Source organism: Pseudorhodoferax sp. Leaf265, assembly GCF_001422365.1.
Taxonomy (GTDB): domain Bacteria; phylum Pseudomonadota; class Gammaproteobacteria; order Burkholderiales; family Burkholderiaceae_C; genus Pseudorhodoferax.
In genome coordinates this window covers 116,027-126,814 of the sequence record NZ_LMMT01000008.1, presented here as the reverse complement: position 1 = coordinate 126,814, position 10,788 = coordinate 116,027, and the positions used below count along the sequence as shown (strand labels likewise).

The 10,788-nt window shown below is 70.5% G+C and carries 9 protein-coding genes; 7 read left to right on the top strand and 2 right to left on the bottom strand.

Features of this window, described 5'->3' with window-relative positions:
- The 5 genes from ASF45_RS09650 (at window position 1) to ASF45_RS09630 (ending at window position 4,038) form a co-directional block, all read left to right on the top strand.
- Window positions 1-822 carry a protein-glutamate O-methyltransferase CheR gene (locus ASF45_RS09650; RefSeq protein WP_056660614.1) on the top strand — a complete coding sequence of 274 codons (822 nt, stop codon included), beginning with the start codon at window positions 1-3 and terminating at the stop codon, window positions 820-822.
- Window positions 823-824: 2 nt separating this feature from the next.
- Window positions 825-1,427, top strand: a complete 603-nt coding sequence (locus ASF45_RS09645; RefSeq protein WP_056660611.1) for a chemotaxis protein CheB — start codon at window positions 825-827, stop codon at window positions 1,425-1,427.
- Entirely contained in the window at window positions 1,424-2,626 is a 1,203-nt protein-coding gene (locus ASF45_RS09640; protein WP_056660608.1) for a hybrid sensor histidine kinase/response regulator, read from the top strand. Before ASF45_RS09645 ends, ASF45_RS09640 begins: the two co-directional genes overlap by 4 nt.
- Window positions 2,627-2,733: 107 nt before the next feature.
- Complete coding sequence (locus ASF45_RS09635; RefSeq protein ID WP_056660602.1) at window positions 2,734-3,096, top strand: hypothetical protein; 363 nt, start codon at window positions 2,734-2,736, stop codon at window positions 3,094-3,096.
- A gap of 132 nt (window positions 3,097-3,228) precedes the next feature.
- Window positions 3,229-4,038, top strand: a complete 810-nt coding sequence (locus tag ASF45_RS09630) for a hypothetical protein (protein ID WP_056660600.1) — start codon at window positions 3,229-3,231, stop codon at window positions 4,036-4,038.
- A gap of 51 nt (window positions 4,039-4,089) precedes the next feature.
- On the opposite strand, the gene ASF45_RS09625 is transcribed toward ASF45_RS09630, so the two are convergent.
- The gene (locus ASF45_RS09625) at window positions 4,090-6,165 is read right to left on the bottom strand and encodes a TonB-dependent receptor (RefSeq protein WP_235580868.1); all 2,076 of its coding nucleotides are present in this window, start codon (window positions 6,163-6,165) and stop codon (window positions 4,090-4,092) included.
- Window positions 6,166-6,420: 255 nt separating this feature from the next.
- Here ASF45_RS09625 and ASF45_RS09620 point away from each other — a divergent pair, with 255 nt between their 5' ends.
- Together ASF45_RS09620 and ASF45_RS09615 are read left to right on the top strand one after the other, a co-directional pair.
- Window positions 6,421-7,881 (top strand): ATPase domain-containing protein, encoded by a 1,461-nt coding sequence (locus tag ASF45_RS09620; protein ID WP_056660754.1) that lies wholly within the window; start codon window positions 6,421-6,423, stop codon window positions 7,879-7,881.
- Window positions 7,878-9,416, top strand: a complete 1,539-nt coding sequence (locus ASF45_RS09615; RefSeq protein WP_056660594.1) for an ATP-binding protein — start codon at window positions 7,878-7,880, stop codon at window positions 9,414-9,416. Before ASF45_RS09620 ends, ASF45_RS09615 begins: the two co-directional genes overlap by 4 nt.
- On the opposite strand, the gene ASF45_RS09610 is transcribed toward ASF45_RS09615, so the two are convergent.
- Window positions 9,406-10,569 carry an AI-2E family transporter gene (locus ASF45_RS09610; RefSeq protein WP_056660593.1) on the bottom strand — a complete coding sequence of 388 codons (1,164 nt, stop codon included), beginning with the start codon at window positions 10,567-10,569 and terminating at the stop codon, window positions 9,406-9,408. The two genes, ASF45_RS09615 and ASF45_RS09610, sit on opposite strands and share 11 nt — an antisense overlap.
- Window positions 10,570-10,788: the final 219 nt, after the last annotated feature.

Below are 10,788 nucleotides of genomic sequence, written 5' to 3'. Positions count from 1 at the left end.
ATGTCCGACCGCACCTTCGACATCGAGATGGGCCTGCTCGTGGACGCCATCTACCTGCGCTGGCACTTCGACTTCCGCGGCTACGCGCAGGCTTCGCTGCGGCGTCGGCTCAAGACCGCGATGGGGCGCTTTTCCTGCACCTCGCTGTCGCAGCTGCAGGACAAGGTGCTGCACCAGAGCGACTTCTTCCCCGCGCTGCTGGACTACCTCACGGTGCAGGTCAGCGAGATGTTCCGCGACCCGGACTACTTCCTCGCGCTCAGGCGCGAGGTGGTGCCGCTGCTGCGCACCTACCCCTCGCTCAAGGTCTGGGTGGCCGGCTGCAGCACCGGCGAGGAGGTCTATTCGCTGGCCATCCTGCTGCGCGAGGAAGGCCTCCTGGAGCGCACGCTGATCTACGCCACCGACATCAACCCGCAGGCGCTGCAGCAGGCCGAGGCCGGCGTCTACGAACTCGACCGCATCGCCGGCTTCACGCTCAACCACCAGCGCGCCGGCGGCAAAAGCTCGCTGTCGGACTACTACACGGCCGCCTACGGCCGCGCGGTGTTCGACAAGAGCCTGCGCCGCAACGTGGTCTTCTCCGACCACAGCTTGGCCACCGATTCGGTGTTCGCCGAGATGCAGCTGGTCTCCTGCCGCAATGTGCTGATCTACTTCGACCGACCGCTGCAAGACCGTGCGCTCGGCCTGTTCCGCGACGCGCTGTGCCGCAAGGGCTTCCTCGGACTGGGCAGCAAGGAATCGCTGCGCTTCTCGGCAGCGGCCAACGCGTTCACGGAATTCGTGCGCGAAGAGCGCATCTACCAGAAGAGCAATTGACGATGGACTCTCTGGCCCAACGTGTGGACGCCGTCGTGATCGGTGCCTCGGCCGGCGGTGTCGAGGCGCTGTCGATCCTGCTGCCCGCCCTGCCCGCCGGCCTGCGCGCGCCGGTGTTCGTGGTGCAGCACCTGCCGCGCGACCGCGACAGCCTGCTGGTGGAGATCTTCGCGCCGCGCTGCGCCGTGCCCTTGCAGGAGGCGCAGGACAAACATCCCATTGAACCTGGCAACGTCTACTTCGCACCGCCCGACTACCACCTGCTGCTGGACGCCGGTCCCCGGCTGGCGCTGTCGGTGGATGCGCCCGTGCACTACTCGCGCCCGGCCATCGACGTGCTGTTCCAGTCCGCCGCCGAGCTCTATGGCCCGCGCCTGCTGGGCATGGTGCTGACCGGTGGCAACCAGGACGGTGCAGAGGGCCTGGCCAGCATCCGTGCGGCCGGCGGCCTCACGGCCGTGCAGGACCCGGCCGATGCCCAGATGCCGCTGATGCCCGAATGCGCGCTGGCCACCGGCCCGGCCGATTTCGTGCTGCCGCTGCGCGCGCTGGCCACGCTCCTGGGCACGCTGGATGCGGTGTCCAAGACACGGAGCGCCGCATGAACCCGCCCCGCCCCTTCGCCGCGCGCGACGCGCAGCCGGCCGAGCGCCCGGAGCCCATCAAGTGCCTGATCGTCGACGACCTCGACGAGAACCTGCTCGCGCTCGCCGCGCTGCTGCAGAGCGAGGAGGTGGAGGTGCTGCAGGCCCGCTCGGGCACCGAGGCGCTGGAACTCCTGCTGCGCCATGAGGTGGCGCTGGCGCTCGTGGACGTGCAGATGCCCGAGATGGACGGCTTCGAGCTGGCCGAGATGATGCGCGGCATGGAGCGCACGCGCCATGTGCCCATCATCTTCGTGACCGCCGGCACGCGCGATGCACAGCGCATGTTCCGCGGCTACGAGGCCGGCGCGGTGGACTTCCTCTACAAGCCGGTCGAACCGCATGTGCTGTGCGGCAAGGCCGGCGTGTTCTTCCAGCTCTACCGGCAAAAGCAGCAGCTGGCGCGCAACCTGCAGGAACGCACCGAGACGCTGCGCCTGCACGAACTCTTCACGGCGGTGCTGGGCCATGACCTGCGGGGCCCGCTGTCGGCCATCACCACGGCCGCCGAACTGTTGCTGCGCCGGCCCGACGAGACCACGCGCACCGTGGCCCAGCGCCTGCTGCGCAGCGGCCAGTGGATGGGCCGCATGATCGAGGACATGCTGGACCTCGCGCGCACGCGCCAGGGCGGCGGCATGCCCATGGCCAGCGAGCGCTTCGACCTCGGCGTGCTGGCCGAGCGCGTGGTGCAGGAACGCCAGAGCACGCGGCCCGACAAGCAGGTGCTGCTGGACCGGCAGGGCAACCTGCAGGGCGACTGGGACGAAGACCGGCTCACGCAGGTGCTGTCCAACCTGGTCGGCAACGCGCTGCGCCACGGCGACGAGGCACCCGTCCAGGTGGAACTGGACGGCAGACATGCCGCCGAAGTGCGCCTGTCGGTGCACAACGGTGGCGAGATCCCGGCCGACGTGCTGCCGCACATCTTCGACCCCTTCCGCAGCGGCCGCGCGCACGCCGAGGAGGCGCCTTCGCGGCGCACTGCCAGCCGCAACGAAGGCCTGGGCCTGGGCCTGTACATCGTGCGCGAGATCGTGCGCGCGCATGGCGGGCAGCTGCAGGTGGAGTCAGCGGCAGGGCGCACGCGCTTCGGCGTCACATTGCCGCGCGCGCCGCAGGCCGCGGCGGCGGCGCCCGGCCTGGGCACGCTGCCGTAGGCCGCCGCTGCCGGCCCCGTGCCGGCAGCACGCGGCGCGGATGTCCTACATCGCGCGGCCCCGGTCGGCCCGAGCATGGTGTGACACCACACTGCTGGAGACTTTCCATGCCTCGATGCCCTCGGCCCGGCGCGCTGCGCGCTGCCGGCGCCATCGCCCTGCTCACGCTGCTCGTGGCCTGCCAACGCAACGAAGCGCCAACGCCCGGCGTGGCCGGCAGCAGCGCCCATCCGCCCGCGGCCGGCGCCAGCACGCCCACCACGGTGCCCAGCGTGCCCGAGAGCACGGGCGGCACCGGCAAGAGCCCTGGCACGGACACGCCGGCAGGCAGCAGCGGCACCGGCAGCACCATGCCGGCGCCCACGCCGGATCCGGCCGGCAACCCGGCGTCTGCCCCACCGGCCATTCCACCGGCCAGCGCGCCAGGCACCTCGGTACCGGCGCCGGCCGCATCGACGCCTGGAGGCTGACAGCGGTCGGAAGCGTCCTACCGGAGCTTGGCGCCGATCCCCGCCCCGAGGGCCCGGCCGGCGTCGCAATCTACAGGCACAGCACGGCAGGCACTGCCGATTCCCGCAACCATCCACAGGAGCGAAGCAGCGATGGCACACCGCAACCAAGGCTACGACCAGCAGGACACGTGGCAACAGAACGACCGCCACCAGATGGGGCAATACGCCGACCAGCAACGCCAGCACGGCGGCGAACACGATGGGGACAGCCGGCACGATGCGCGCAACTGGGGCGCACGCCGCGAAGGCAGCGACCTGCGCCGCCACGATCCGGCCCAGGCCAGCTACGGCCGCGCCAGCGCGCCCGATGTGCATGGCGGCCCCAGCGGCGGCTACCAGCGCGACTGGCAGGCCGACCCCGGCTACAACCGGCCCGGCTACATGCGCAATCCGGGCCCCCAGGGCTACGGTAGCCGCGACGAGCGCCACAGCAGCGGCTACGGCGGTTACGGCGGCGCAGACCAGGGCTACCGCAACCAGAGCTACCGCCAGGGCGACCACGGCTACGACGAGGGCCGGGACTGGCGCCGGCACGACGGCGCCAACGGCAGCGACGAAGACCGCTATGGCCACGGACGCTTCCAGGGCGGCGGAGGCGGCTACCGTTCCAATGCCGGCCCCTACGCCGGCAGCCAGACCTACGGTGGCTACGGCGACCAGCTGGGCTACGGCTCCTACCAGGGCGGCCGCCAGCAGCAGCACCACGACCCCGACTACCAGCAATGGCGTGAACAGCAGCTGCGCAATCTGGACGACGACTACCAGTCCTGGCGCGGCGAGCGCTACAAGAAGTTCTCCGACGAGTTCGACAGCTGGCGCAAGAACCGCCAGGAGGCCGGGCAGAAAAACGACCTGCCGGGCAGCGCGGGCGATCCCGGGAAGACCAGCGGCACCAAGTGATGCGGCGCTGGCCGCAGGCAAATGGGGGCGCCAGGCGGCGCCCCTTTCGTTTTACAGCGGCAAGGTGGCAGAAAGGCCCACGAGCCAGTTGCGGCCCGGGGCCGGTTCGAAGAATCGGCTGTTGCCTTCATTGACGATGACCGAGCCCGCGTAACGCTTGTCCAGCAGGTTGTCCGCGCGCACGAAGCCTTCCAGCTGCCAGCTGCCCAGCCGCGCGGCATAGCCCGTGTACAGGCCCAGCACGCCGTAGCCGGCCGCCGCGTCGCTGTTGGCGTCGTTCACCATCACGCGGCTCAGCGCGCGCCAGTCGGCACCGGCGCGCCAGCCCTGTGGCGGCACCCAGCCGGCGCTGGCGTACAGGCTGCTCTTGGCCAGGCCCGGCAGGCGCGCGCCGGCGTTGGCGCCGTCGCGGTAGCGCGCATCGAGGAAGGTGGCCGCGACCTGGGTGCGCAGGTGTTGCAGATGGCGCTGCTCCCAGGCCAGCTCCAGGCCGTTGCGACGCGTCTTGCCGGCGTTCTGCGCGGTCGAGCGGCCGTTGACGGTGCTGGTCACGATCTCGTCTTCGGTGCAGGTGCGGAACACCGCGGCCGTCCATTCGCCCAACGCCGCGCTGCGGTGCTTCAGGCCCGCCTCCACGCTCTTGCTGCGCGCCGGCTGCAGGCCGAAGTTCAGGCCGGGCTGCTGGTCCGGACGGTAGGACAGCTCGTTGAGCGTCGGCGTCTCGAAGCCCTTGCCCACCGAGGCGTACACGCGCAGGCTTTCGGTGATGGCAAAGCTGGCACCGACCACGGGCAGCGTGGCGCCGTAGCGCGCCTGGCCGCTGTCGTCCGGGTTGACGCCCACGACGTAGCGGTCCTGTGAATCGAAGCGCACGCGGCTGTGGCGCAGGCCGGCGTTCACGGTCCAGTGCTGGGTCACGCGCCAATCGGCCTGCAGGTACTTGTCGAAGTTGTTGACGCGGTTGCGCTCGTTGCGGCGCAGTGCGCCCTGCACACCCAGCGTGCTGCCGACGAAGTTGGCGTAGCCGCGCCGGTCCTCGCGCAAGCCATCGTAGGCCAGGCCCGCCACCACGCTCAAAGGCGCGTCGGCCAGCTCGGTGCGCCAGGTCCAGCGCAGGTCGGCACCTGCGTAGTCGCGGTCCAGATCGATCACCCCGCCGGGGTGGCGCGGGTTGTCCTGAACCGCGACCGGGATCGACTGGAACTGCGTGGTGCCGCGCTGCCCGCCGTACAGCGTGGCCTGCAACGCATGGGCTTCACTCAGGTAGTGTTCGTAGACCAAGCCGGCCTGGGTCTGGTCCATGTTCTTGCGCGTATCGAAGCGCAAGGCCGCCGGATCGACGCCGCGCGGATTGGCCTGCCACTGCGCGCGCGACAGGCCCAGCGGATCGTCGGCCTTGGGCAACACCACCCGGTTCGCCACCAGCGTCAGCTTGCCGTCCTCGTGCGGCCGCAGCGTGAGCTTGGCATTGGCGAGCAGGCGCCGCGCCTCGCTGTGCTCGCGGTAGCCGTCCGTGCTGAAGCGGCTGGCCGAGACCACATAGCCCACGCCGCTGTCGTTCGGCCCGGTGTTGCCGCTCACCTTGGCACCGAAACGCAGCAGCCCGTCGCTGCCGGCGGCCGTGTCCAGCCGCAGCCGTGGCGCGCCGCGGCCTTCCTCTGTGAACACCTGCAGCACCCCACCCGAGGAGTTGCCGTACAGGGCCGAGAACGGCCCGCGCAGCACCTCGATGCGCTCGGCCGAGGCCAGGTCCACGTGCGAAAGCTGGCCCTGCCCGTCGGGCTGGGTGGCCGGGATGCCGTCCACGTACAGGCGCAGCCCACGGATGCCGAAGGTGGCGCGCGTGCCGAAGCCGCGCATGGAGATCTGCACGTCCTGGGCGTAGTTCTGGCGCTCGCGCGCCTGCAGCCCGGGCACGGTACCCAGGGCTTCGGAGATGTTGACCTGGGCACGGCCCAGGCGCAGCGCGTCGCCGTCGATGCGCTCGACCGAGGCGGGCACGGCCAGCGGGTCGGCCTCGGTGCGCGTGGCGGTGACCACGGTGGCGGCCAGCGCCGGGGCCGGGGCCTGGGTCTGGGCGTGGCCCGACAACGGCAGTGCGGTGGTCGAGCAGACCAGCAGAGGCATCCAACGCAAGGAGTGGTTCATGCGGCAGGTCAAGACACGGTGGGGGCGCCATTCTCGCCATTCTTCGATCTGGCCTGTAGGACAGTGCCTCAACCCTTGCTCCGCCTCCCGGCCGACCGTTGCGCGGACCCCGAAACCACTTGCGAGGACGGGTATAACCGCCGCCAAGGTCGATAGACCACCCAGACCAACCAACGCACGGAGCGACACGTGTCCGACCTGCCTCCTTCTTCTGCCGACGATCCCATCGAACCCATGGCGCAGATCGGTGTGCCGGGCCTGGACGACGTGCTGGGCGGCGGCCTCACGGCCAACCGCTTGTACCTGCTGGAAGGCGCGCCCGGCGCGGGCAAGACCACGATCGCGATGCAGTTCCTGATCGAGGGTGCGCGGCGCGGCGAATCGGTGCTGTACGTCACGCTGTCGGAGACCGCGAAGGAACTGGCCGGCGTGGCGCGTTCGCACGGCTGGGACCTGCGCAGCGTGCACGTGCGCGAGATGCTGCCCAACAACGATGCGCTCGAGCCCGAGGAGCAATACACCATGTTCCACCCCTCCGAGGTGGAACTCAGCGAGACCACGCTCAAGATCCTGGCCGACGTGGAGCAGCTGCGCCCCCAGCGCGTGGTGTTCGATTCGCTGTCGGAGCTGCGCCTGCTGGCCGGCAGCTCGCTGCGCTACCGGCGCCAGATCCTGGCGCTCAAGCAGTTCTTCGCGGGGCGCAACTGCACCGTGCTGCTGCTGGACGACATGACGGCGATGGAGCACGACCTGCAGGTGCAGAGCATCTCGCACGCGGTGATCCGGCTCGACCAGAACAACTCGGATTTCGGCTCCACGCGGCGGCGCCTGCTCGTCACCAAGTACCGTGGCAGGCACTTTCGCACCGGCTACCACGACTACACGATCGGCCGCGGCGGCCTGCAGGTGTACCCGCGCCTGGTCGCGGCCGAACACCACAAGCCACTGGAACAGGTGCGCATGCCCAGCGGCCTGCCGGCGCTGGATGCGCTGCTGGGCGGCGGCATCGAGCGCGGCACCAGCAGCCTGTTCGTCGGTGCGCCCGGCACCGGCAAATCCACGCTGGGCGTGCAGTTCGCGCTGGCGGCGGCGCGCCGCGGCGAGCGCTCGGCGCTGTTCATCTTCGACGAAAGCATCAACACGCTGCGCACGCGCTGCGCCGGCATGGGCATGGAGCTTGGCCCATTCATCGACCAGGGCCTGATCCGCCTGCGCCAGATCGACCCGGCGGAACTGTCGCCGGGCGAGTTCGTGCATCTGGTGCGCGAGGCCGTCACCGAGCACCAGGCCAAGGTGCTGCTGATCGACAGCCTGAACGGCTACCTGAACGCCATGCCGGACGAGCGCTTCCTGATCGTGCAGCTGCACGAGCTGCTGACCTACCTCGGCCAGCATGGCGTGGCCACGCTGATGGTCGGCGCACACCACGGCCTGATCGGCGGCAACATGACGTCGGCCGTGGATGCCAGCTACCTGGCCGATGCGGTGGTGCTGCTGCGCTACTTCGAACTGGCTGGCGAGGTGCGCCAGGCGATCTCGGTCGTCAAGAAGCGCGGTGGCCAGCACGAGCGGACCATCCGCGATTTCTCGCTGACCGAGACCGGCATCCACATCGGCGAGCCCTTGCGCAACTTCCGCGGCATCCTGACCGGCGTGCCCATCCCTGTCGAAACGCCGGCCAGCAGCCCCCCATGAGCGAAGCCGCCGAAGCGCTCGAACGCCGGGTCCTGATGCGTGCCGCAACAGCCAGGGACGCGCTGATGACACGGGCGGTGCTCGAGCGCGCTGGCGTACCGGTGCTGAACTGCACCACGCTGGCCGCACTGGCGGACGAGCTGGCACGCGGCGCCGGTGCCTTGGTGCTGGCCGAAGAGGCCCTCGCCGATCCGGCCGCCACGGGGCTGACCCAGGCCCTGCAGCGACAGCCGCCCTGGTCCGACCTGCCGGTGCTGGTGCTGGCGCGCCAGGGCGCCGATTCGCGCGTCGTGGCCGAGGCCATGGACAGCGTGGCCAACGTCACCGTGATCGAGCGGCCGATGCGGGTGGCGGCGTTCGTGAGTTCGGTGCGGTCGGCCCTGCGGGCGCGCAACCGGCAGTACGACCTGCGCGCCACGCTGGAGGGCCTGCGGCTGGCCGACCAGCGCAAGACCGAATTTCTGGCCACGCTGGCGCACGAGCTGCGCAATCCGCTGGCGCCGCTGCAAACCGCGCTGACGCTGCTCAAGCGCAAGCGGCCGGGACCCGACGAGGCGGTGCGCCACTACGACATGATGCGGCGCCAGATCGACCACATGGTGCGGCTGGTCAACGACCTCATGGAGATCTCGCGCATCACGCGCGGCAAGATCGAGCCGGACATGGACGCCATCGACCTGCGCCAGGTGCTGCACGACGCGTTGGAGCTGAGCCGCCCACTGCTCGATGCCGCGCAGCACCAGCTCGTGCTGCGTCTGCCCGACAGCCCGCTGCCGCTGGAAGGTGACAGCGTGCGGCTCACGCAGGTGTTCTCCAACCTGCTCAACAACGCAGCCAAGTACACGCCCGCCGGCGGGCACGTCGCGCTGACTGCGCAGGCGATGGACGGCCAGGCCATCGTCAGCGTGCAGGACGATGGCATCGGCATCGCGCCAGAGATGCTGGACACCGTGTTCGACATGTTCGTGCAGGCCAGCGGCGCGTCCAAGGCCGCGCAGGGCGGGCTGGGCATCGGGTTGACGCTGGCGCGCAGCCTGGTCGAACTGCACGGGGGCCACATCGTGGCGCACAGCGCGGGGCTGGGCCAGGGCAGCACGTTCACGGTGCGGCTGCCGCTGCAGGCGGCACAGGCGATGGAGACGCCGGTCGACGCACTGGCGGCGCCCTCCGTGGCACTGACCGCGCTCGTGGTCGACGACAACCGCGATGCCGCCGACAGCCTGGCCGAGTTCCTGCAGGCCATCGGCATGGCCACGGCCGTGGCCTACAGCGGCGACCAGGCGCTGGACCTGCTGCCCGGGCTGCGGCCCGACCTGGCGATCCTGGACATCGGCATGCCGGGCATGGACGGCTACGAGCTGGCGCGCCGCCTGCGCCGGCATCCGGCGGGCCGGGACGCCCTGCTGGTGGCGCTGACGGGATGGGGCCAGGAACGCGACCGCGAGGCGACGGCGCAGGCGGGCTTCGACCACCACCTGGTCAAGCCGCTGGACCCCGAGCAACTGATCGCACTGGTAGAAGGCTTCAGTCGCTGAGCAGTTCTCCGACCGGCTGCAGGTCTTCCACGTGGTCGCAGATGGCCTTGATGACCATCATGATCGGGATGCCCAACAGCAGGCCCGGCACGCCCCAGAGCCAGCCCCAGAAGATCACGCCCACGAACACCGCCACCGGGTTCATGCGGCTGGTGCGGCTGGTGAGCCAGGGCACGAGCAACTGGCCCACCAGTGTGTGGATGGCCAGCGAGCTGCCGGCGATCACGAGCGCCATCTCGTAGCTGTCGAACTGCAGCAGCGCCAGCAGGCCGGCGCCCACCATGACCAGCAGCGAGCCCAGGTAGGGAATCAGGTTGGTGACACCGGCCACGATGCCCCACACCGCCGCGTTCTCCAGGCCGAAGGCCCAGAACACCAGGCCGGTGGCCAGGCCGACGATGGCGCTGGTGAGGATCTGCACGAGCAGGTAGCGCTCCACATGGCCGACGATGTCGTCCAGCACCTGCACCGTGATCTTCTTGCGGCTGAAGCTGGCCCCGCTGATGCGCACGAGCTTGCGCCGGAACATGGTGCCCGAGGCCAGCGCGAAGTAGGTCATGAAGGTCACGAGCGTGAGCTGCAGCGCCATGCTGACCAAACCCATGGTGCCCGTCCACAGGTAGTCGCGCACGTTGAAGCGCGGCCGCTCGATGGTCACGCGCTGGACGCCGCGGCGCGGCGGTTCGGCCGCGCCCTCGGCCGCCTGCTCCAGGTGGGCCGCGGCCTTCTGCACCGTGCTCAGCGCGCTCGCGTCGCCGGGTCGTTGGCCGGCCTGGACGTGCAGGCGCAGCTTCTGCGCGGCCACGGGCAGCGCGTCGAGCAGCGCGCCGGCGCTGCCCGCCAGCCGGTAGCCCGTGAAGCCGATGGCGCCCAGCAGCGCCAGCAGCACCAGCGCCGCACCGATCCAGCGCGACACGTGCCAGCGCGCGAGCCGCTCCACCGCCGGAGACAGCGCGTAGGTGAGCAGCAGGCTCATCATCAGCGGGATGAACACCTGCGCCGCCCAGCGCAGCGCGAACACGCAGGCCAGCACGGCGATCACGGCCAGCGCGGCGTTGCGCATGTCCACCGCGGCGTCTGGCAGCGCGTGCCCGCCCTCTGGGGCGGGCGACGCGGCGACCGGCGCCGGGGCCTCCTCCTTCTGTGCATCCATGGACGCTTCCTTCTTGTGTCGTTGCGCTCGGTGCTGCGCGTGGCCTCGCGGAGCGCCCCGATGCTGGACACAGCCCGCGGCCGGCACTGAGGGTGGGCGCGCCCCGTGCTTGCAGGACAACGCCGCGACTTGTGTGTCGCGGTGTCGAAACGCCGGCTGCGGCTCCTAGAATTTCTGTGACAAAAGCACAGGCATGCGACCGCCATCGTGGCGGCCGGC

What these genes read in the sequence shown, in the direction of transcription:
- ASF45_RS09650 (WP_056660614.1), top strand. Translation starts at nt 1, where the DNA reads ATGTCCGACCGCACCTTCGACATCGAGATGGGCCTGCTCGTGGACGCC.
- ASF45_RS09645 (WP_056660611.1), top strand. Translation starts at nt 825, where the DNA reads ATGGACTCTCTGGCCCAACGTGTGGACGCCGTCGTGATCGGTGCCTCG.
- ASF45_RS09640 (WP_056660608.1), top strand. Translation starts at nt 1,424, where the DNA reads ATGAACCCGCCCCGCCCCTTCGCCGCGCGCGACGCGCAGCCGGCCGAG.
- ASF45_RS09635 (WP_056660602.1), top strand. Translation starts at nt 2,734, where the DNA reads ATGCCTCGATGCCCTCGGCCCGGCGCGCTGCGCGCTGCCGGCGCCATC.
- ASF45_RS09630 (WP_056660600.1), top strand. Translation starts at nt 3,229, where the DNA reads ATGGCACACCGCAACCAAGGCTACGACCAGCAGGACACGTGGCAACAG.
- ASF45_RS09625 (WP_235580868.1), bottom strand. Translation starts at nt 6,165, where the DNA reads ATGCCTCTGCTGGTCTGCTCGACCACCGCACTGCCGTTGTCGGGCCAC.
- ASF45_RS09620 (WP_056660754.1), top strand. Translation starts at nt 6,421, where the DNA reads ATGGCGCAGATCGGTGTGCCGGGCCTGGACGACGTGCTGGGCGGCGGC.
- ASF45_RS09615 (WP_056660594.1), top strand. Translation starts at nt 7,878, where the DNA reads ATGAGCGAAGCCGCCGAAGCGCTCGAACGCCGGGTCCTGATGCGTGCC.
- ASF45_RS09610 (WP_056660593.1), bottom strand. Translation starts at nt 10,569, where the DNA reads ATGGATGCACAGAAGGAGGAGGCCCCGGCGCCGGTCGCCGCGTCGCCC.